This is a genomic window from Bacillus pumilus, from assembly GCF_009937765.1.
Classification (GTDB): Bacteria; Bacillota; Bacilli; order Bacillales; family Bacillaceae; genus Bacillus; species Bacillus pumilus_O.
In genome coordinates this window covers 1,056,069-1,078,261 of the sequence record NZ_CP047089.1, presented here as the reverse complement: position 1 = coordinate 1,078,261, position 22,193 = coordinate 1,056,069, and the positions used below count along the sequence as shown (strand labels likewise).

Below are 22,193 nucleotides of genomic sequence, written 5' to 3'. Positions count from 1 at the left end.
TTTTACATTGTCATAAAAAATGGGAAATGTAACATAGAGATGTCAAAATCCTTCCGCCTGTCATCTGATCGCAAATGTGTCTTGTAATCGTTAGCGAACTGTAAACGCATAAAGGGTGTACCTTTTATATAGTAGAGGTACATATAAAAGAACCGTTTACGACGCTAGAAGGAAGGAGATGACAGGCCATGAATAAGAGACTCGACTGGGTCGATGCGGCTAAAGGAATCGGTATTCTGCTCGTGGTCATGGCGCATGTGCCCATTCCAGATTCGTTCAAGCAATTCATTTACTCTTTTCATATGCCTCTTTTCTTTTTACTATCCGGCATGATGTTTCGATCATCCTCACGCCCTGCTCTGTCATTTATTCAGAAGAAAGCCAAAAGCTTACTCTTGCCCTATCTCTATTTCTCTATCATTACGTATGTTTTCTGGTTCACCGTTACTCGTTTTTTTGCCTTTAAGGGACAAACGGATATTGACCCCTTCGTTCCGTTTACAGGTATTTTTATATCCAATGCAGATGAAGCTAGACTCACACATAACCCAGCCATCTGGTTTTTAACAACGCTCTTTTTAGTGGAATTGATCTTTTTCTTTATGCACCGTCTGACAAAAGGGAAACCTGCCGTTTTGATTTTACTAACCGTCCTTTGCGGAGGCGCTGGATTTGCCTCTACCTTGCTTTTAAACCAAAGTCTGCCGTGGAATGCCAATGTCGCCTTGACGGCTGTTGTGTTTTATTCAATCGGATTTTTGGCAAAGCAATGGTTTGTGGAATTAAAAACAGACCCAACCCTTCTTCTTTGTACAGGTCTGCTTGTACTGACGGCTTACATGCAAAGCTTTAATTCGCGGATTGATATGCGTGTGAATGACTATGGTGATCTTTTTCTTTTCTATGTATGTGCACTGCTCGGTTCAGCTGCTGTGATTTATTTAAGTTTCAAATTCAAAACGTCCCCTATTTTGACGTATCTCGGTCGAAATTCCATTGTCATTCTTGTCTTGCAGTTTGCCGGCATCGATATCATGAAAGCATTTGTTTATTATGGACTTGGTATCGATATTGCAGATACAGCGCAGCTCTCTTGGACTCTCTTTTACACGATTGGGACATTGCTGCTCATGGTGCCATGTATCTCCTTCCTAAGCAGGTACCCGATGCTGCTCGGCAAACCAGCCAAAGCCGCACACCGCTACGAACAAAAAACATCCGCCGGCTGATTGGGCGGATGTTTTTTGGATTAATCATTGATTTGAGAAGGGTAAAGCGTCATTCCTCCATCCACAAATAAAGTGGTGCCTGTGATATACGAAGCTTCCTTAGATACGAGAAATGCAGCAGCGGACCCAATCTCCTTCGGTTCACCAAATGCTCTCATCGGAATCTTTTCAAGCTGCTTTTGTTTTTTCTGTTCATCCTGCAAATCATCATTCGATTCGGTCGCCATTGTACCTGGTGCAATCGCATTGATCCGAATACCTGCTTCCGCATAATCAAGAGCCAGCGTTTTTGTCATCATGTTCATTCCGCCTTTGGAAGTGGAATAGTGAACATTGAACGGGCGCGGTATTTCCTGATGGACACTGGATATATTTAAAATAGACCCTTTGATGTCATGCTCCATCATATAGGCGATTGCAGCCTTTGCCCCTAAAAAGGCGCCTGTGATATTCACATCAATAACTTTTTGCCATTGCTCGAGCGTCATCTCATGCGGCATCGCTTCTTCACCATTAAATCCTGAATTATTGACGAACACATCGACTGTACCGAAATGCTCCAGGGCTGTATCCATGATGGCTTGAATTCCATCCACTTTGGAGACATCCGCATGTACTTTCACCGCCCTACCTCCATTCTGCTGAATGGCTTGTACCGTTTCTTCAGCACCCTCTTCATCACCTTTATAGTTCACAACCACATTCATCTGCTCTTGTCCAAATCGTAATGCGATGGCTTGTCCGATTCCTTTTGAAGAACCTGTGACAATGGCTGTTTTTCCTTTTAAATCTTGATACATCATTATTTCCTCCTATCACGTGCTTCATCTAGTTGATACACAATGGTTACCCATTTTGAAAAAAAGAAAAACACAACCCTCGGCAATCGTTGACTACGAGGATTGTGCTGTTCATCAAGCTAAAAAGTGTTATAGACATTTTCACATGTTTCAGCAGTTGGCTGATAAAAGCAATGCGACTTATACCTTGCCACAAACGGCTGATTGTACCATGTCGGTGGACAATTACCAGGCGGTTTAAAATACCAAAGGCTGAATTTTGCTGGCCAAAATCGTTCTCCGTTAATATTCCTCCGCGCAAGTGTTTTTTCCGTTTCTCGTGCTCGTTGATAAAAATAACCGTGCGTGACTGCTTCAAATGCATGCTCTTGATAAATCATTTGTGGAATCGTACGCAGCCCTTTAAAGTCAGAGCAGTTGGCACGCAACCGGTTGATGCCCACATTTCCTACGAGCAGCATCCCTTGCTTCCCTTCACCTTCTGCCTCTGCTCTCAGCAGTCTGGCCATGAGATCAATATCAGAGCTTGTCGCTCTTACCACTGCCATACATCCACCTCCATTCGTTTCTCTTTTATTTTATGTAGGGTTTCTGTGTAGATGACTGCCATTTTGAAGGGAAAAGACACTTTCCGTGTCGGGAGCCTGTCTAAATACCTCAATATTTTGCTGGACATGTGTCTCTCTGGCAACAACACACAAACCAAGTAATCATGCGCATAACAGGAAAAAATATTCATTACTATAGACTCATTTACAAGTCATAAAAATCCTTCTAATTGCTACACCATCATCAAAAACAGTCATTTGAACCTATTCAACAATCCGACTCAAAACCTTAAAATATAAAATGTTGAGTTTTTACAGGAGATATCAAATCGTAATTTACAAGTTTCTCCTCTCAACTTAGTGTCATTTTTACTATTTGAAGCTGTGCAAACTTAGAAACGCACTGAAGTATTGACAGTACTTTCGCTTCATTCTACAGTAAAAAACATACAGTATTTTTCTTTTTGTGCAAAAAGAATGATATGAACTAAAGCTTTCCAATGAAATTCACCATAAAACCCGAGGAGGAAAACACGTCATGTTTAAAAAGAAATTATCCCTGTTTCTTCTAATCTTGTGTGTCACTGTTGTCGCTGCTGCTTGTAGTGGTGGAAAAGAAAAGTCAGCTGCAAAGGAAAAAGATACAAAATCCCTTGATTCAGCAGAGGTAAAGGTAGAAAGTGCTGAGTACACATTACCACCTCAATACGATACATCTGTACAGGATGATCAGTATGTACTAAAAGTGAACGTATCTGTAAAAAATATCAGCAAAGAGCCTCTAAATGTTGATAAAAGCAACTTCACGCTTTACCAAGATGACTCACAAGTGTCTACGATCTCACCAGATGATTACAACGAAGTATTATCTTCTAGCTCTCTAAATGCAGGAAAAGTATCAAAAGGCGGTCTTTTCTTTGTTGTTGATAAAGAAAAAGACTATCAGCTTGTGTACAATGAGCCAGGTAGTGGTTCTAAAAAAGATGACAAAACACTAGAATTCGATATTAAAGGTAAAGACTTAATGAAAAAAGCAGATACACTTCAAGCATCTGCAAAAGCCCTTTCTTCTTATATTGATGTCATGATTTTTGGTAAGAATAACGACGAGTTCGAAAAACTAACAGGTGATAACAAATCAACTGTTGTAAACCAATTTGATAAATCATTCAAACAAGGCTACATCACATCATCAGGTATTTCTTCTAGCTCAGCAAAGGACGAAAACCTTGATAAGCTTTTAAAAGCTGTAAAAGAAACATTAGCTGAAAAATCAAAAGTCTCAACAAAAACAAAAGCCATCAGTGGTGATAAAGCTGTTGTGACTGTAACTCTTACACCAATTGATGCAAGCCCGCTTGTCGATCGTCTAAAAGAGAAAGCGACTGAGTTCTACAGCAAAAACCGTTCAGCTTCTTACGATGAAGCTCAAAAATACTTACTCTCGATCTACCCAGAAGAGTTCAAAAAATTAGGACCTTCATCTTCTGAAGAAACAGTAGAAGTCAACATGAAGAAAAATGACATCGACCAATGGAAACTTGATTTGAACGATTACAAAACAAGCTCATTAGTTGAAAAGTTCATTAAGAACTAATGAAAAACCCCCGATGCCGGGGGTTTTTTCTTATCGTTTACGGGTCTATGATGAAGGATTTCCTTTTACAGCTCCATACTCTTTTATCACCTCAACCGGATCAACCGCATCCTCCTCTTGTGCATATTCCTCTACATAAGGATCCATTAATTTCTCAAACTTTTGCTCATCGTCTACTAAAGCAACATACGTTTCATATCCTTCAAAATCAGATGGATATAAATGTGCAACGGAACTACCCGTTTCTAATGCCTCATCTATCGCTTTTCTTAATTCCAATAATCCTTTCCTGTTTCCCAAAATAAACGCTTCAAAATGGTGTGTTTGTTGAGCATAAATATTACATAGCTCTAGCACATCATCGTCTTCTGTTTGATCAAACATAAACGAATCACCTCTTTAAATAAATTAGGATAATAATGTAACATTATGACATTCCTTTCACCCGATTGTGAATCTCTTTTAAATAAATCTCTGGATATAAAAAAACTTGCAGATAAAATCTACAAGTTTTTACTTTCTTTATTTTGCAAGCATCCACTTTTCTTTCATAAACAAGCTTCTCACGATGACAAACAAGATGACGACTGCGAGAGCTGAGGAGCCGAGTGTTAGAGTGACGGCCATCGGATCGATGATGCCAAACATCAATTGCTTACAAAGCGCGTGAATATTAAGGAATGGGACCGCAAAGTAATACGTATCTAGCTGCGTAGCACCTGCTCTCATGGTAAAGAACATTGGGATCACACCTAATGTAATGATCATGGACATGTACGATTGTGCTTCTTTTACTGAGCTTGAAACGACACTGAGTAGCAGTTCAATCATCGATACCATGAAGGAGAAGATGATGAGCGCCGCAAACATGACGGCGATAATGCTCCACATTTGATCACCAAAGTTCAGTGCTTGTTTTAGCTTTTCTGTAAAGAGCAGTGTGGATAAAAGCAGCATGCCGATCGCTACAATTCCACTTAAAATCCCGAACATGGAGACAGCCAGCCATTTTCCGATGAGAATTTGGAGTCTGCTTGCAGGCGTCAGGAACAACGCTTCAATGGATTTTCGGTCTTTTTCACCCGCTACAATATCAAGCGCAGCTGGCAAAGCACCTGAGATGACGGAGGTCACCAAAATCATTGGAAGGAGAATCGACAACAGCATAGCGGTCACTCCGTTTTCCCCTTCATCACCTTCTTCTACATCAACGGACTGCACTTCAAACGGATGAATAACGGACGTATCGATTTGATCCGCTGCTAAACGCTTCTCGACTACTTGGTTTTGATATTGTTCCAGCAATGATTGCAGCATTTGAACCGTGATCACCGAATTATCATCTGTCGTATAACCATGAATTTTAATGGCGAATGGCTTTTGATGCTGAAGCATATCACCTGCTTCTTTCGGCATTTCTAGGTAAGCATTTGCCTCCCCATCCTTGACGGCTTGCTGCGGATCATCAAATGTTTCAAGGTTTAGGTTTTTGACCTCTTTGATCATTTGGTTCATTTCGGCTGGAAGCTGTTCATTGATGGCAACTGTATAGGCTTTATCCCCTGGATCTGCAATCATGCTTTCATAAAAGAACACCAGTCCAAGCATCGTCAAAAGAGGAATCAGCACGGTTAAGAGCAACGTTTTTCGATCCCTCAGCGCATCTGTCATTTCTTTTTTAAATACGGTTTTCCACATTATGAAATCCCCCTAGCGAGCTTCGACATAAAGATATAGTTCAAGTCATCACTTTGTTCCTGTGTATATAATTCTGGAAGTGTCCCTTTATATACAAGCTCTCCTTGATGAATCATCATCACACTGTCACAAAGCTGGCTGACTTCTTCCATGATGTGGCTTGAAAAAAGGATGGTTTTATTTTGCTGTTTGAGTTGATGAATAAAGTCTCTGAAAATATTACTTGATGTGATATCCAAGCCTGTTGTCGGCTCATCAAATAAAATAATGTCAGGATCATGAATCAAGGTTCTGGCAATCGCCACTTTTTGTTTCATTCCTCTTGAGAATCCTTTCACCTTGCGATCCATGTATTGTCTCATCCCAAAACGCTTTGCCAAATCCTCTATTCTTGCTTTGATTTCATGCTGATCTAAGCCATACAATTTGCCAAAGTATTCAAGGTTTTCTCGTGCCGTCAACCGATCGTAAAGCCCCGTCTCACCGCCAAACAAGACACCAATTCGCTTTTTCACTTCTGTTGACTCTTTCACTGTATCAAAGCCTGCGACAGTGATTGATCCGTGCGTAGGTTCTAATAATGTGGCAACGGCGCGTAATAAGGTGGTTTTCCCTGCTCCATTTTCTCCTAGGATGCCAACGACTTCCCCTTCCTTCACGGAGAATGTCATATGCTTCATCGCTTTTACGACCTTTTTCTTATCTTTAAACCAGCAACTGCAATCGCTGAGAGTAATCATGTGATTCGCCCCTTTCAACTTTCTAAGTCTATGATAGAAAAAATGACGCTTGCTTGACATAAAAATGTCGCGAAACGTCCTTTTTCTGTCTTGAAATGATCTATTTTAAAAAAACAAATGGTAAAATAGACAAATAATAAGAAGAGTCATAGGTGATTTTTATGATAAAAGTAGGTCTCGTTGACGATTACCGAGTAGATTTAGAAAAGCTGCATGCCATTGTAGGCAGAATGGAGGCTGTGGAGATTGTCTTTGTCACGCAGTCAGCAGAGGATGCATACGAGAAGGTCAAAAAAGGAGATATTGATCTGTTGTTCGCAGACATTGAAATGCCTGGAATGTCCGGTTATGAATTAGCGGATCTCATTCACTCTCATGCACTGAATGTCGATGTTGTCTTTGTGACAGGAAACAGCGGATATGCGGTCCATGCGTTTGATTTAAATGTTCATGATTATATTATGAAGCCCTACCAAGCTGATCGAATTGCCAAATCCTTAGAGCGCTACATGTCCACCAAGCAGGAGAAAAGCATACATGGACGGCTTCTCATTAAGCAGCAGTCAGATATTCACGTGCTGCAAAAGAAAGATGTCATTTTTGTTGAGCGAACAGGCCGGTCAACCACCATTGTCACAACAACAGGAGATATCCAGACATATCAGACACTAAACGAGTTAAAGGGCGATCTAGCTGAAAAAGATTTTATCCGCTCTCACCGATCGTTTATCATCAATATACATTACATTAAGAACTTCTCGGCGTATGCCAAAAATTCATTTATCGTGTCTTTTGAAGGTACTGATAAAAAAGCCATGATGACAAAGCAGCAATTAGAATACTTTAAGAAATATTATTTTTAAGGAGAACGAACGTGAACGCTTTCTATCTTGGATTCCGCATATTTGCTCTCATATGGCTAGGTCTTGCGTTTCATGCAGTAGCTGAAGCTTTTCTGCCTCAATCATCAGGAGTGCTGTGGCTCCTCACTTTTTGTGTGATTGGTCTTTATACATTTTTCATATACAAAAGGTTTTTGCCTCATGTAAGTGGTTATGTAATGTTGGGTGCTTTTGTGCTCTTTACCTGTGCAGGTCTTTCCCTTTTTCTGACGCAAGGAAATGGATGGAGCTCTCTTTTGGTTTTTGTGATCATCATGACAGCAGATATCCTTTCATTGAAGATGATGCAAACGGAGAGACGATTAAATGGGCGGCTTCAAGAGCTGATCAACGCAGAATCAAGAACCAATGAATTGTTGCTTGAGCTGCGCAGTAAACATCATGAAACAGCTAGACATTTAAATGCCTTTTCCGCGTCGAACGAAGAGCATGAAATCAAGGATTTGATTCAGCAATACGTCAAACATTTCCCTTGGATGAAAGGAGAAAATGCCTATTTGGCCTCAACTCTGCATTCCTTTTTTCAACGGGCTGAAAAAGAGGACATTGCCCTTTCTCTAGACCTTCAAGCACCTTTTTCATCGCTTCCTTTTTCTAAGGCGGATCAGGTTAGTTTTACTGGAAACTTGCTTGATAATGCTCTAGACGCAGCGATTGAAGCGAAGCAAGCAGGGAAAGAGGGCAGCATCTCGATTGCGACCTCTATTCGAAGCGGGCTCTTTTTAATCCATTGTGAAAACAGCACAAAAGGAATGGAAAAACACGTGTTAGACCATTTGTTCAAAAACTTTGGACGCTCGACAAAAGGCGGCGATCATCAAGGAATGGGGACGTATATCATTCATCAGCTTGTTAAAAAGGCAGACGGTACTCTTGATTTCACTTACCGTTCTCCATATTTGCGACTTGTCATCAAAATCCCCCTCACGACATAAAAAAAGGTGCAGCTAAGCACCTTTTTTATTAAGAGAAAATCTGGTCAATTTGATTGATTTCTTCTTTTGTTAATTGAACGTCGTTTGTTTTGAGGTTTTGCTGAACTTGCTCAGCTCGTTTTGCACCTGGAATAATGGCGTCGATGCCGTCCTGTGCTAGAAGCCAAGCGAGTGCGACGTGTGCCGTTTCAGCGTTCTTAGATTGTGCAATTGCCTTTAGCTTGTCTACTTTTTCGAGATTTTGAAGGAACGCCTCACCTTGGAAAAGCGGATCTTTTGCTCGAATATCATCAAATGTCGCATCCTTCGTAAATTTACCAGTCAACAAACCTGACGCCAACGGGAAATAAGGAATAAAGGAAATACGATGCTCGACGCAGTAAGGGAGAAGATCCTTTTCTGCCTCACGTTTCAGCAAAGAATATTCCGACTGAAGCACATCTAAGTAGCCATCTCGATTAAAGGCTTGAAGCTGTTCAAAATCAAGGTTAGATGCACCAATCGCCCTGATTTTCCCTTCATCCTTCAATTCCTTTAATGTGCCTGCTACTTCTTCCAGCGGCGTCCGGCCGTCCGGGAAATGCATATAGTATAAATCAATATAATCTGTTTTCAGTCGTTTCAGGCTATTTTCGACCTGCTCTCTTAAAAAGTCTCGGCTGTTATCCAATTCAATTTGTCCGTTTACTTCTTTATGAGCCCCTTTTGTCGCAAGGACAAGGTTTTCTCTACCGCCTCTTTTGGCAATAATCTCACCAATCAATTCCTCTGAACGGCCCAGCCCATAAATAAAAGCAGAATCTAAGAAATTGACACCTTGATCAAGAGCTGTCTCCACAAGCTCTCGTCCGGCATCTTCACTCAGGTTCGGGAACAAATTATGTCCACCCACCGCATTCGTACCAAGCCCTATCGGATTCACCTGTAAATTAGTTCGTCCAAGCGTTACCTTTTTCAAAAGCTCATCTCCCTTATCTGCTTAATCATCCTTATTTTCCCACGATTCCTTTTCAACATTCAAGTATCCTGCTCTCTGAAGCAGCAAAACCCTCATTTCAAGATTTTTACCTAAAAAACATTTAAAACAGATAATAAATCTACAAATTAATTCTTATTGACTGGTATATTAGACTTACAAATTTCCTTTCATTAATGATTTTTGTGTCAATTTCTTTCAAAGATAGGGACTAAAACCTATTCCTCAGCATGATTAAATTTCGATAGAATGAAAAGTGCAAATCGTCATAAGGAGATTTTCCCTGTAACACCCGAATATACCATCCTATCTGTTTCTTTTCTCATAGTCAGATAGCGGGAATGAAATGACGAAAGAAAAGCAAAGGAGCATTAACTGTGAATCTTAAAAAAATAAGCGCACTCCTCATGATTTCATTCGTGATGATCATCTCTGCAGCTTGCCAGAGCTCAGCAAAATCAAGCAACGCTGATCAAAAATCAACAAAAACAGCAGAGGTAAAAGTCGATAGCTACGAATATACGTTACCAGAAGACTCATCAACTACGCTAAGAGACAATGAATTGGTGCTAAAAGTCAACCTGACGATTACAAACAAAGGCGACAAAGCTCTCTCATTATATAGCTCTGACTTCTCCCTTTATCAGGACGATGCCAAAGTATCTGATTTAAAATTTTACGGCAGTAAAGACCGTCTTGACCTTGGTTCATTGAACAAAGGAAAATCACAATCAGGTGCTCTTTATTTCCTAGTAGACAAAGGGAAGAAATATCAGTTCGTGTACCAAGACAGCATCAAGAAAAACAGTGATTCGATCGAAATCAGCCTAGATGGAAACAAAATATTGGATACAGCAAAAAAGCTGGATAACCCTGCAAAAGCGCTATCCGCTTATACGGATATCATTGTGTTTGACAAAAAGAACGATCAATTTGCAGATTTAACGGGCGACAATCAATCCGATGTCGTGAATAAATACCACGATATGTTCGTAAAAGACTTCAAAAGAACCGCCGGCATGTACGGCAATGAAGTAAGTGACCGTGATATTCTGTCGATGTACAAACGGATTCAAGACACCATGAAGGATAAAACCAAAGTAGAAACAAGTGTAAAAACCATCTCTAATGACGAGGCGAAGGTTGTCGCTCAAGTAACAGGCATTGATGCTACTAACTTAAAAGACAAACTAGACAAACAAAGAGACGAGTTTTACAACGGCAAGATCGGCTCTAAAGAAGAATTGTATAAGAAAAGCTTAAACTTGTAAGCATCTGAATTCGAGAAGCTTCCCCCAGTCTCCAGCCCGACTGAATACGAAGTGAAAATGAAACGTAATGGGGATGGTCAGTGGAAAATTGACCTCAACGATTACAATACATCCCAGTACATGAGTGGTTTTATTAAAACAAGATGATCATGAACTAAAAAAAGACGCTGGCCCTATGAAGGTGCCGCGTCTTTTCTTATGCTATACCGTCGCCTCTTGTTCTTCTTTCACCGCTTTTTCGATATCTTTAAAACGGCTTGATACAGTAGACGCACTAATGCCATACTTTTTCGCTATTTGCGCTTGAGAAAGCGGGGCATCGCTTGCAAGTGAATGAATGTAATATTCGATTCCCGCAGCAAATGATGCTGCTTTACGGATCACAGGTGATTTCTGATCACAATAGGCTTTCCACACAGTTAACGCGCCATCAGTCAGGCTTTGGTCCCCGTGTTCTTTCATTCCATCTTCAATCAGCTTAGCAGTTTCCAGTTGAACGTCACTTGCCCAGTCCATGCGATCTGCTGTTAAACCTGTATCGCCTTCTGTTTGAGCAGATGTTTCTGATTCTTCTACTTCTTGCTTTGCAAACATGCACTCCAACACGTCAGGGAATGATTCTCTCATAAATGTGCTGCGCGTTCCTCCATTTGCCTCATATGCTTCAACAAGCTGACGAACTTGAAGAAGAAGCGTATCTGTAAACTCTTTCGCAAACATTGTATATTGAATGAAAAACTCTGCTTTTTCTTCAAATTGAACAGGGAATCCAAGCACGAGACTTCCCTTTTCAGGTAGCACTGTTTGATCCGGTTTTACATCTACTTCAACCTTTTCAGCTGTCACCATATTCTCAAAGTAAAGAGACTCGTCCGTTTTTTCATTTAATAAAAGCAAAGATGGTTCCATGTCTGTCCATGATTGAACCACTTGTTTTGTTTTCGGACGGGTAATATCTTCCGCTTTCTTTGTCAGGAATTCTTGGAAGATGGTTTCTTTCTGGTCCGTTAATGGACGGAAAAAGATGCCCCATACACTCAAATGAAAGACCGAGATTTGTTGCGTTTCTTTATCCATATCTGCAAGAAAAGAAAACTCATTAATGAATTGATTGATGGCTCTCTGATGTTTAGAGAATGCATAATTCATTAAATCCTTTTGAACTTGTACAGCTTCCTTAAACACAAGCTCAGACGTTTGTTCTCCGCCTGACTTTTGACCACAGCAATGTTTATATTTTTTTCCGCTTCCGCATGGGCAGAGCGCATTTCGTTTAATTTTTCCCAAAATAAAACCTCCGACATTCTAGTCTAACCTCACTATTTTAACAAACGTTTGCACAAGAGAGTTTTATTTTCAAGAAAAAAGAAAAATCAGAATCATCAGTTAAATGATAAAGATACATAAACATCACGAAAGATCATAGAAATAGCGGTCTTTTTCTGTTTATTTTCTCCAATCATTCCAATAGATTTTCTTCAGCTCATTCCCTCAAATAACTGCTTTGCTTCAAAATAAAAAATTTGAACAAACTTCTTTGTATTGACTCTGCCCGTTGATCCTGCGGATGGAGAGGTCTTCTGCATTTCTTTCATTCTTTGACTGACATCGGTAAAGTCAAAAAACTTTGACGCATAGTGCTCAAACTTAGGATTCGAGAAATCTGTTAATCCTAGTGAAGCAAAATGATTCAAGGAATGATGAATAGCGCGTCTAATCCGCTGCTCTGCCGCTTTCACTTCTCTCATCACTTCGACATCGGTTGCCCCATGATCCAGCTTCCTCTCCGCCGTTTTGATAAAGAGCTGCTTTAATGGCGGGAAATTGACCTCATGAGAATTGGCTGACTGTGTTTCATGTAGGTAGATCAGGATCTCTAGTAAATCCTTAGATCCACTCTCTCCAACAATTCCTAGTTCAGATAAAAGAAATTCACCCGCCTCTTTCATCGTCCTTTTCTTCAAACCAGTACCCGTCGTATGATGAGAAATAACAGGCTCTAGCGGTAGCACATGGCGAAGGGACGCTTGAATATCATAAATCGATTTCTCCAGCTTGATCCGCTCGATGACTTTTCGAATCACACTGACGATTTCAATGCGATTGACAGGCTTATGGATATAATATTCAATCCCTAATTCATAGGCTTCTGCCATCATCTCTTTCGCCTCTACTTGGGAAATCATCATGATTTTGCCTTTGAATTCAGGGTGAATATGACGTATGGTTTGAATGCCATCTCTAGCAGGCATCAAAAGGTCAATCAGAAGGATGTCTATTTTTTTTAGGTTCAATGAATGTGCCTCTAATCCAACTCCGTCATCGGCTTCATCCACGACCTCACCCAAATCTTCATCCTCAATGATTTGGCCTAAAATCGAGCGTATTGCACGATCATCATCTGCAATGAAAAATCGCATACACTCACCCTCTCTGTATTAAATTTTGTATAGGAAGGATTAGCTGAAAAGCTGTTCCTTTAGTTTCTCTTTGTTCGATTTTAATTTGACCGCCAAGCTCTTTAACCAGCTCTTTCACATAGGATAATCCAATCCCAGTTGATGGTGTTCCATATGCATCAAATTTGGAAGTATAGCCTGGATCAAATACTATGTCTCTCATTTTTTCTGGAATCCCCGGGCCATCATCTTCAATCCGAATCTCTATTTTATCATGACTTCCTTTCAATACGAGTGAGATCATTCCGTTACCCTCTATGGCTTCAACCGCATTTGCCATTAAATTATTAATGAGCGATAAGAAAATGAACACATGGTAATCATGCAAATGAATGCCTCTTATATCAGATGTAAAGGAGATGTTTTTCCCTAGAGAGAGCGCATACTTTTCTTGAATGCGGAGGACAATTTGAACGAGCTCTTCCGCCTTCATATAGTCTTGCATATTTTCCTTAGAAATCAGCTTAGAAAGCCCAGCATAAATACGCTGATTGTCCTTTTTCACTTCATGGATTTCTCCTGCGAGCTTCAACAGTTCTTGACTCACTTCCTTACCTGCTTCGTGTTCATAAAGGAGACGATACAGCCTGTATGATTCTTGCGTAATATGCTCTGTATGTTTTAACGTTTTCTTTAAATGAACCGTTTCTTCATATAAATTAGAAATGACCATCATCATATGCTCATTTTGTTTCATGATTTGCTTCTCTCTAGATTGTGCCTCATACAGCTTCATCATATTAAAAAAGCTGATCACCACAAAGCTGTGAGCAAATGCAATGAGAAACATATCACTCAGCTTTGATAACGTCATCGTCGTATCAAATACTAAATATTGTACAAACAGCTCGACAAAATCAGCCAATAATTCAATTATTAGACCAATGATGCCAATAAAAATAGAGCGCTGTTTAAAACGTCCCGTACGGACGGCAAAGAACAGGAATGCATATGTAAAATAGAAAAAGAAACTTGGGAATTGCTGATAAAATGATGCGGCGAAACCAGCATGATGCTGAATTAAATCTAAACCTACTCGAAAAAGCACAATGGCTGCGCCTGTTAAAAATCCGGGCAAGAACGGTCTAGATTTTCTTAAGAGTAATAAACAAAAGAAAAACGCAGGTGCGCCAAAGCTGATCCGGAACGTTTCATTCACAGGATAAAACTTCAGTTCTCCTGCAAGCGGCACAATCACCACCATGAAAATTAATATGAATGCGTCTTTTTTAACAAGCTGGTTTAAACTCAAATGACTGACATCCCTTCCCCTTTTTGCATAGCCACAGTATACAAGGAGACTCTTTTCTTCACAATGTACAAAAAAATAATTTTCACAGCTGCTTATTTCCCCAAAATCCTTTTTTATGACTATTCACCGAGATGGCATGGTGACCTTTCAGCTATTCAGCATGTTGGTGATTGTCTACAATAATGGGAATTGTTTAGACAATCATCGACAAATCGATTTTTATTTGTAAGTTTTTCTGTAGATTTTCGTCAGATTGTGTAGTTTCCAAGATAAATTGAATAAATAATTTTAGTGAAACTATATGTAAGCGTTTTCTTAATTTTCACTAAAAACCCTTTTTGTTTTCTCACCGCCAAAGCCTTCATTTGAACATATATTTAGGTGTAAAGGAGTGGTACAAGCAGCGCATGACAAGTTCTTTGAAGATGTGTAACATGTTTTCGTGCCTATTTGATCGCATTTTTTGTCATCCGCCAATTCAATAGGGTACTTTTTGATTTTTGATTGGAGGAATCGTATGAAAACAGTAATTTCTAATAATACACAACACGCATGCCAGTCTTCTGTTGATCAATGGGCAGAAGAAATTCGTCCGTATTACAAAAATGGACAAAACGCTGGCTACATTCCAGCACTCGGAAAAGTGAATTCCTCTCAACTTGGTATCAGCGTGATAGGCCCAGATGGATCATCTGTACGATATGGTGATTGGGACGTTCCCTTTACCCTGCAAAGTATCTCAAAAGTCATCAGCTTTATAGCTGCCTGTTTAGGAAGAGGCGTTCCTTACGTCTTGGATCGGGTAGATGTAGAGCCAACTGGTGATGCATTTAATTCCATCTATCGTCTTGAGATGCATAAACCAGGGAAGCCCTTTAATCCAATGATTAATGCTGGAGCTATTACCGTATCCTCCATCCTTCCCGGAAAGACTTCTACAGAAAAGCTAGCATATATTTTCGATTTAATCGAAAACTTAATAGGAAAGCGTCCATCTGTTAATGAAGAGGTTTATCAATCAGAATGGGCAACTGCGCACCGTAACCGTGCTCTTGCTTATTACTTAAAAGAAACCAATTATTTAGAATCAGATGTCGAAGAGACATTAGAAGTGTACCTAAAGCAATGTTCCATCGAGGTCACAACAGAGGACATCGCCTTGATTGGACTCATTATTTCAAGTGATGGCTACCATCCCTTTAAACAAGTCCAAGTCATCCCAAAAGATATCGCAAGACTAACAAAGGCATTGATGCTGACATGCGGCATGTATAATGCATCTGGTAATTTTGCTGCTTTCGTAGGCGTACCAGCCAAAAGTGGCGTGTCTGGAGGAATTATGGCTTGCGTTCCGCCAAGCGCAAGAAGAGAATTCCCATTTCAGACAGGCTGTGGAATCGGTATTTATGGTCCCGCCATTGACGATTGTGGTAATAGTATTACCGGTGTTATGATGCTGAAAAAGCTCGCCAAAGAGTGGGATCTCAGTATTTTTTAAGAAATAGGATGAATTAGAAGAGGTGATGTTATGAATGGTTTATTAACAACAACAAATGGTTTTCTATGGTCATATATTATTGTTGCACTATTAATTATTGTCGGCCTTTATTTCACATTCAGGTCTCGTTTCCTTCAAGTGCGTATGCTTAAGGAAATGGTGATTGTTCTGAAAGAAGGAACAAATAAACAAAAATCTGGCGTATCACCGTTCCAAGCCTTTGCTATTAGTATGGCGGCTCGGGTTGGAACTGGGAACATTACTGGGATTGCGATCGCAATTGCCATGGGTGGTCCTGGCGCTATTTTTTGGATGTGGATCCTAGCCATTATTGGTTCTGCGTCAAGCTTTGTTGAAAGCACGCTTGCCCAAGTATATAAAGTAAAGGATGCATCAGGCTTTCGCGGTGGTCCGGCCTACTATATTGAAAAAGGCTTAAAGAAACGCTGGATGGGGATTTTGTTTGCTGTATTAATCACCATTTCTTTCGGTATTGTCTTTAATGCTGTACAGTCAAACACCATTACCATTGCTTTTGAAAATTCATTTGGCACAAATCGTTTGCTCGTAGGCGTCATTATGGCCATTGGATTTAGTATCATCATTTTCGGTGGGGTCAAAACGATTGCCAAGATGGCAGAATACATTGTGGTCTTCTTAGCTGTCGCTTATATTGGTATTGCTCTTTTTGTTATGATTACAAACATTACTGAACTGCCTGGTGTTATCCAAACGATTATTTCACACGCATTCGGTATTGAGCAGTTTGCAGGTGGTACCATGGGTGCCGTCATTATGGAAGGGATCAAACGGGGTCTATTCTCAAACGAAGCTGGGATGGGTAGCGCACCAAACGCTGCTGCAGCTGCCGTGACGAGCCACCCTGTAAAGCAAGGATTGATCCAAGCATTTGGTGTCTTAATTGATACACTGATTATTTGTACAAGTACTGCCTTTATCGTTCTTTTCTCAAGTGCATATAAAACGACAAAATTAACAGGTATTGAGCTTACTCAAGCATCTTTGAGTGAACACATCGGTCCTTGGGCTTCTGGTGTTCTTGCCATTATGGTTTTCTTATTTGCGTTTAGTACGCTGATCGGGAATTATTACTATGGTGAAACGAACATTGAGTTCCTTAAATCAAGCAAAGCCTGGTTGATTGGATACCGTATTGCGGTCATTGCCATGGTTTTATTCGGTGCTGTAGCAAGTGTTCCTTTTGTTTGGAATCTTGCCGATCTGTTTATGGGCTTAATGGTCATCGTTAACCTTATTGCCATTACCATGCTGTCCAAAGTCGCCTTTGCAGCATTAAAGGATTATTCACGGCAGAAAAAAGAGGGGAAAGATCCAGTCTTTTATAAAAATGCCGTTCCAAACAATGAGAACATTGAATGCTGGGACGATGAACCTGCTTCGTTGAAAAAGAATCATATTGAGTAAATCACAAAAGCTCTGGTCCTCTGACCAGAGCTTTTTTCTTTAGTTCAAAAATTCGAGGATGAGTTTGTTTACTACTTCTGGCTTTTCATGATTGATCCAATGAGAAGCATCATCGACAAAAATCAGTTGACCATTAGGGCATATCTTCATCGTTTCCTTCGCTAGCTTTCTACTTAAATACTTGTCTTCCATCCCCCAGATCATGCGTACAGGTACTAAAATGCGCTTTGATATCGGCTTTTCAAAGCCTCCCTTTTTGATCGCACGATACCAATTCAGCATTGAGGTCATGGCACCTGGCTGCGTCCAAGCCAGTTTATAACTTGATACATCTTCCTTCGTGAACAAATGGGGTCTTGCAGTCAGTCCAATGGCTTCATCCAGCTTTTGAAAGTGATTTTCTTGGAGTGCTACCTCTGGCACATTCGGAAGCTGAAAGAAAGCAATGTAGGAGCTTTTCTTCCACTGTGGTGGATAAAACGGAAGAACCTTCATCATCACCCGCGGATGCGGCATGTTGACAATGATGAGTTTCTCTACATATTGAGAACGTGTGGATGCTAAATGCCAAGCAACTGCTCCGCCCCAATCATGACCACCTACAATCGCCTTTTGATTCCCACTAAGCGTCTTAATCAGCCCTACGATATCATCTCTCAATTGATCTAATACGTAGGACTCGATTCCTTCTGGCTTATCACTTAGATGGTAGCCCCTTTGATCAGGAACGACGACACGATAGCCTGCCTCGGCCAGGGGCATGATTTGGTTCTTCCAGCCGTACCAGAACTCAGGAAATCCGTGCAGCAGTATAAGCAGCGGTCCATCCTCAGGTCCAGCCATTGCTGTGTGAAGTGTTACACCGTTTGTTTGGATTGATTGAAATTCAATTTGCTCCATCCCTTTGCCACCTTTCTCCTTGTTCTTTTATTCTTCCAACATAGCATATTTTCCATTTTTCAGAAAATAAAAGCACTCCCAAAAAAACCTTCACGAAGGTGAAGGTCCAGATTGGTGACAAAGGGCTAAAATGATCTCGATTTTAGCCTTTTGTTTTCTTTTCAGCGTGATAGAAAACCTTTGCAGTCTAGAATGGACGAGTACTGGCGCGGAGCGAATTTGTCATTCGTGAGCACCAGCACGCAGGACTGACACCGAATGCGAGGGTTTGTCTACACGCTGAACCTTCACGAAGGTGAAGGTCTTGGTTCATTTCATATAATTCAGCACCCAGATCAACCCATTTTTGCGGTCCTGTACTTGTCCGTGAAGTGCCCCAAAGAACGTATCCTGTAATTCAACCAGTACATCTCCATCAGCTTCTAGCGCTTCATACACAGCCTTTAGTTCTTCTTCATTGTCAAACTGCATAATCAATCTGAGATGTTCGGGCTTTGGTGTGCGGCCAAACGTACCTGAAAAGTGAAGCAATGATTCTCCAAGGTGCAGTTCCGCATGTAGCACACGATCTTGATGTTCATTTAGAATATGAATATCACCACCAAAAATCCCTTGATAATATTGAAGAGATTCCTTCACATCGTCTACCACAATATAAGGACTAACACTAATCATATCCCTCATCCTCCTCTTGTTCCGTCCATCTTCTCTTTTATAGCTTATCCCAAATCGTATGAAAAAAGGCACAAATCGTCAACGGATTTGCACCTTTTTCTCATGAAGATTTCGCTAATTCACTATGTTTGTTTGAATACGCTGCGTACATGACGACACCGATTAACAGCCAAACACCAAAATAAAGCCACGTGCGGCCTGGTAAATTGAGCATAAGGAACAAGCAGCAGCCCATTGAAATAATCGGCAGGACTGGCACAAAAGGAACCCGGAATCCCCTCTCAAGCTGCTGATGTGTCTTTCTCAAAATAAGCACAGATAAACTCACCATCGCAAACGTCAATAAAGCACCGATATTCGCTAAATTGGACAAGTCCTTTAAATCAATAAACCCTGAAATAACAGCTGTCATGCCGCCAATCATCCATATGCTTTCAACCGGCGTATCGCTTTTGTTTGTCTTCGAAAACACTTTAGGCAAAAGGCCGTCTCGTCCCATCGCATAGGCAATTCGAGTTGCTGCATAATTATTGGCGAAAATCACAGCCATCAATCCAATAACCGCACCGACAGAAATAATACCGGCTACGCTATTTTGATGTACACTTTGCAGGACATAGGACATAGCCTCTGTGACATTCAGTTTTGTATAGTGCACCATACCTGTCATAATCAAACAAACGACAATGTAAATGATCGTGCAAATGAGTAACGAGCCAATAATGCCAATTGGCAGGTTCCGCTGCGGATTTTTCACCTCTTCCGCAGAAGCAGAAATCGCATCAAATCCTAAGAAGGCAAAAAATACAGCAGCAGCACCGGCAATAACGCCTTCTGCACCAAACGGCATGAACGGCTGCCAATTGGCTGGCTGTACATAAAATCCGCCTACTACAATGAAAAGAACAATAATACCGAGTTTCACAAACACCATGATATTATTGAATTTTTTACTTTCCTTCGTTCCTCTTGATAAGATCCACGCAATCAGTAAGGCAATAATAATGGCTGGCAGATTCATATATCCGCCTTGTTCGGGCCCCGCTAAAAATTGATGGGGAATCGAAATTCCAAACCCCTCAAGCAAGCTGTTGAAATAGCTCGACCAGCCACTGGCGACAGCCGAAGCAGTCAACATATAGACGGACAATAACGTCCATCCCATTAGATGCCCGATCAGCTCCCCCATCGTTGTATATGAATAAATGTACGCACTGCCGAATACAGGAAGCGCTGAAGCCATTTCTGCATAGCAAAGTGCTGCCAAACTACACACAATCGCTGCGATGGCAAAGGAGAAAATGACAGCTGGTCCTGCATCCTTAGCCGCTGTAATTCCAGTTAACACCATGACCCCCGTGCCGATCACTGCTCCTATACCAAGGAGCGTGAGATCGAGCCCGCCCAGTGTTTTCTTTACCTTTTGCTGCCTGCTCTGTTCTAACAAGTCGTGAATGTGTTTCTTACGAAGAATATGTCGCAAACCCTTTCCCTCCAAAACGTTAGAAAAACAAAAAATCACTCAAATTTCATTATAGCAGAATAGGTACTACGCATTCACAACCAATTCACGTAAATCTTTCTTCATGATTTTACCAAGCTTGTTTTTTGGCAGCTCCTGTGTGAAATGAATGGAGGGCACTTTGTAATCTGCCAAACGTTCCTGGCAATAGTTCACCACATCTTCTTCGCAAAAATCGACGGAATCGTCTTTTACGATATACGCACTTGGCACTTCACCAAATAATTCGTCCGGTACCCCAATGACAGCTGATTCAATTACACCTGGAATTTGATCAATGACTTCTTCTACTTGGTCAGGATAGATATTATCCCCGCCGTAAAGAATCACATCTTTGTATCTGCCTGTGATGAAAAGAAAACCGTCTTCATCTAAATATCCTGCATCTCCCATATGGAACCAGCCATCTTTGAGTACCTTCTCTGTAGCGTCAGGCTGATGATAGTAGCCTAAGAAATAAAATGGGCTTCTCATGACGACTTCACCAATTTCTCCAGCTGGCAATGTCTCGTCTGTCTCAGGGTGCATGATTTTCACTTCTACATCTGGATCCACTTTACCCGCAGAACCCATTTTATCCTCTCCCATCGCTGGATGCCACGCACTCACAACCCATGCTTCCGTACTTCCATAGCCATGCATCATCTGAATGCCTACTTCTTTGTAATCTTTAATTAAGCGTACCGGCACCTTCGTACCGCCAGAAATTGCAATCTCAAAAGATGAGAGATCGTACGAACCGCGTTTCATTTCTTCTAGCATGTACGTGTAAGCTGATGGGAAAGCCATCATGAAAGTAATTCTTTCTTTCTCAATCGTTTCTAAAATGCGTTTCGGTGTAGCATCATGTAAAAAGACAAGTGTATACCCTTCAATCGCAGCTGCAATCAGGTGATTAATTGAACTCATATGATACAACGGATGACTCGCCAAGTATCGTTTTCCTTTCAGATCGAATCCTCGATTCCCCCGTCTTGTTAAAAATTGATAGATTCGCCCATGTCCGACCATACATCCTTTTGGATTGCCTGTTGTTCCAGAGGTGAATAAAATCATCGCTAGATCCTCTTCTGATACGTCTTCAGCAAGGTTACTGCCATCATTTGATGCCAAAATGTCTTCAAACAGCTGTGTTGTTTTCGCATTGACACCGGATTCCACCATTAGGCAATCTTCTAAAGATACATTCACTGCCGCAATGATGTCACGGAATTCACGGTCAAAAAATAAAGCCTTTGGTTCTGCTTTTTTCAAAATACCTTCCAGCTCAAAGGAAGTAAGCTGCCAGCTAAGCGGAACTGCTACTGCACCTGCTTTGATGGCTGCCAGCATAATCGTTGAAAAGTGGTGATGGTTTTGGCAAATAAAGCAAACACGGTCCCCTTTTCGAATCCCCTTTTGATTCAGGTAGTGAGCAAGCTGGTCAATGCGCTTTGCATATTCTTCAAATGTATAAGACACACCCCCGCCAGTTACCGCTTCAATTTGTGAAGAGCGTTCCATTCTGTCGTTAAGTAATGCCTGTAATGTATTCAATATCTTCATCTCCAAACGTTTGATTTACAATAGCCAATTTCCAGTGAATGGGTTGGCAGATTTTATCTCATTCACATTCTAAAATAAAACCAGCTGAAAGTAAAATCATTTCATTTTGGAATTGTTCTTTATATTAATTGATAATACAGGTAATTTTATAGCCGTTTTCCATTTTGGTTTAAATGATGATAACTATTATGATAAGATAG

General features: G+C 40.8%; 19 protein-coding genes and 1 pseudogene. 7 read left to right on the top strand and 13 right to left on the bottom strand.

Going from position 1 to position 22,193, the window contains the following annotated elements:
* Positions 1 to 188: 188 nt before the first annotated feature.
* Positions 189 to 1,229, top strand: a complete 1,041-nt coding sequence (locus tag GPS65_RS05365; RefSeq protein ID WP_012008831.1) for an acyltransferase family protein — start codon at positions 189 to 191, stop codon at positions 1,227 to 1,229.
* A 20-nt stretch (positions 1,230 to 1,249) separates the two neighbouring features.
* Here the strand turns inward: GPS65_RS05365 and GPS65_RS05360 are convergent, their stop codons facing one another.
* Both GPS65_RS05360 and GPS65_RS05355 read right to left on the bottom strand, forming a co-directional pair.
* Positions 1,250 to 2,029 carry a glucose 1-dehydrogenase gene (locus tag GPS65_RS05360; RefSeq protein WP_144481903.1) on the bottom strand — a complete coding sequence of 260 codons (780 nt, stop codon included), beginning with the start codon at positions 2,027 to 2,029 and terminating at the stop codon, positions 1,250 to 1,252.
* A gap of 119 nt (positions 2,030 to 2,148) precedes the next feature.
* Complete coding sequence (locus GPS65_RS05355; RefSeq protein ID WP_003217242.1) at positions 2,149 to 2,577, bottom strand: cell wall hydrolase; 429 nt, start codon at positions 2,575 to 2,577, stop codon at positions 2,149 to 2,151.
* Between the two features lie 538 nt (positions 2,578 to 3,115).
* Here GPS65_RS05355 and GPS65_RS05350 point away from each other — a divergent pair.
* Positions 3,116 to 4,174 carry a DUF4352 domain-containing protein gene (locus GPS65_RS05350; protein WP_012008829.1) on the top strand — a complete coding sequence of 353 codons (1,059 nt, stop codon included), beginning with the start codon at positions 3,116 to 3,118 and terminating at the stop codon, positions 4,172 to 4,174.
* 45 nt (positions 4,175 to 4,219) lie between these two features.
* On the opposite strand, the gene GPS65_RS05345 is transcribed toward GPS65_RS05350, so the two are convergent.
* The 3 genes from GPS65_RS05345 to GPS65_RS05335 form a co-directional block, all read right to left on the bottom strand.
* Positions 4,220 to 4,558: a hypothetical protein gene (locus GPS65_RS05345; protein WP_144470080.1), complete on the bottom strand. Its 339-nt coding sequence runs from the start codon at positions 4,556 to 4,558 to the stop codon at positions 4,220 to 4,222.
* Positions 4,559 to 4,696: 138 nt separating this feature from the next.
* Positions 4,697 to 5,872, bottom strand: a complete 1,176-nt coding sequence (locus GPS65_RS05340) for an ABC transporter permease (protein WP_144482186.1) — start codon at positions 5,870 to 5,872, stop codon at positions 4,697 to 4,699.
* The gene (locus GPS65_RS05335) at positions 5,872 to 6,612 is read right to left on the bottom strand and encodes an ATP-binding cassette domain-containing protein (protein WP_144482185.1); all 741 of its coding nucleotides are present in this window, start codon (positions 6,610 to 6,612) and stop codon (positions 5,872 to 5,874) included. Before GPS65_RS05335 ends, GPS65_RS05340 begins: the two co-directional genes overlap by 1 nt.
* Before the next feature lie 161 nt (positions 6,613 to 6,773).
* On the opposite strand from GPS65_RS05335, the gene GPS65_RS05330 reads away from it, so the two are divergent.
* Both GPS65_RS05330 and GPS65_RS05325 read left to right on the top strand, forming a co-directional pair.
* Positions 6,774 to 7,475, top strand: a complete 702-nt coding sequence (locus GPS65_RS05330; protein ID WP_012008825.1) for a LytR/AlgR family response regulator transcription factor — start codon at positions 6,774 to 6,776, stop codon at positions 7,473 to 7,475.
* 11 nt (positions 7,476 to 7,486) lie between these two features.
* Positions 7,487 to 8,449, top strand: a complete 963-nt coding sequence (locus tag GPS65_RS05325) for a sensor histidine kinase (protein ID WP_144482184.1) — start codon at positions 7,487 to 7,489, stop codon at positions 8,447 to 8,449.
* 28 nt (positions 8,450 to 8,477) lie between these two features.
* Here the strand turns inward: GPS65_RS05325 and GPS65_RS05320 are convergent, their stop codons facing one another.
* The gene (locus tag GPS65_RS05320) at positions 8,478 to 9,407 is read right to left on the bottom strand and encodes an aldo/keto reductase (protein WP_119124364.1); all 930 of its coding nucleotides are present in this window, start codon (positions 9,405 to 9,407) and stop codon (positions 8,478 to 8,480) included.
* A gap of 425 nt (positions 9,408 to 9,832) precedes the next feature.
* Here GPS65_RS05320 and GPS65_RS05315 point away from each other — a divergent pair.
* Positions 9,833 to 10,843: pseudogene (locus tag GPS65_RS05315) on the top strand (DUF4352 domain-containing protein).
* Between the two features lie 54 nt (positions 10,844 to 10,897).
* Here GPS65_RS05315 and GPS65_RS05310 read toward each other — a convergent pair.
* The 3 genes from GPS65_RS05310 to GPS65_RS05300 all read right to left on the bottom strand — a co-directional run bounded on the left by GPS65_RS05310 (position 10,898) and on the right by GPS65_RS05300 (position 14,407).
* Positions 10,898 to 11,983, bottom strand: a complete 1,086-nt coding sequence (locus GPS65_RS05310; protein ID WP_144470072.1) for an SEC-C metal-binding domain-containing protein — start codon at positions 11,981 to 11,983, stop codon at positions 10,898 to 10,900.
* Positions 11,984 to 12,174: 191 nt separating this feature from the next.
* On the bottom strand, positions 12,175 to 13,116 hold the full coding sequence (locus tag GPS65_RS05305) for a response regulator (RefSeq protein WP_012008820.1): 942 nt from the start codon (positions 13,114 to 13,116) through the stop codon (positions 12,175 to 12,177).
* Between the two features lie 4 nt (positions 13,117 to 13,120).
* Complete coding sequence (locus tag GPS65_RS05300; RefSeq protein WP_012008819.1) at positions 13,121 to 14,407, bottom strand: ATP-binding protein; 1,287 nt, start codon at positions 14,405 to 14,407, stop codon at positions 13,121 to 13,123.
* 517 nt (positions 14,408 to 14,924) lie between these two features.
* Here GPS65_RS05300 and GPS65_RS05295 point away from each other — a divergent pair.
* Both GPS65_RS05295 and GPS65_RS05290 read left to right on the top strand, forming a co-directional pair.
* A complete protein-coding gene (locus GPS65_RS05295) occupies positions 14,925 to 15,905 on the top strand; it encodes a glutaminase (protein WP_144482183.1) in 981 nt (326 codons plus the stop codon).
* A 30-nt stretch (positions 15,906 to 15,935) separates the two neighbouring features.
* On the top strand, positions 15,936 to 17,351 hold the full coding sequence (locus tag GPS65_RS05290) for an alanine/glycine:cation symporter family protein (RefSeq protein ID WP_144482182.1): 1,416 nt from the start codon (positions 15,936 to 15,938) through the stop codon (positions 17,349 to 17,351).
* 39 nt (positions 17,352 to 17,390) lie between these two features.
* Here the strand turns inward: GPS65_RS05290 and GPS65_RS05285 are convergent, their stop codons facing one another.
* The 4 genes from GPS65_RS05285 to GPS65_RS05270 all read right to left on the bottom strand — a co-directional run bounded on the left by GPS65_RS05285 (position 17,391) and on the right by GPS65_RS05270 (position 21,984).
* A complete protein-coding gene (locus tag GPS65_RS05285; RefSeq protein ID WP_012008816.1) occupies positions 17,391 to 18,251 on the bottom strand; it encodes an alpha/beta fold hydrolase in 861 nt (286 codons plus the stop codon).
* 309 nt (positions 18,252 to 18,560) lie between these two features.
* Positions 18,561 to 18,926 (bottom strand): VOC family protein, encoded by a 366-nt coding sequence (locus GPS65_RS05280; RefSeq protein WP_144482181.1) that lies wholly within the window; start codon positions 18,924 to 18,926, stop codon positions 18,561 to 18,563.
* 100 nt (positions 18,927 to 19,026) lie between these two features.
* Positions 19,027 to 20,409 carry an amino acid permease gene (locus GPS65_RS05275; protein WP_161985357.1) on the bottom strand — a complete coding sequence of 461 codons (1,383 nt, stop codon included), beginning with the start codon at positions 20,407 to 20,409 and terminating at the stop codon, positions 19,027 to 19,029.
* A gap of 66 nt (positions 20,410 to 20,475) precedes the next feature.
* A complete protein-coding gene (locus tag GPS65_RS05270; RefSeq protein ID WP_144482180.1) occupies positions 20,476 to 21,984 on the bottom strand; it encodes a class I adenylate-forming enzyme family protein in 1,509 nt (502 codons plus the stop codon).
* Between the last annotated feature and the right edge of the window lie 209 nt (positions 21,985 to 22,193).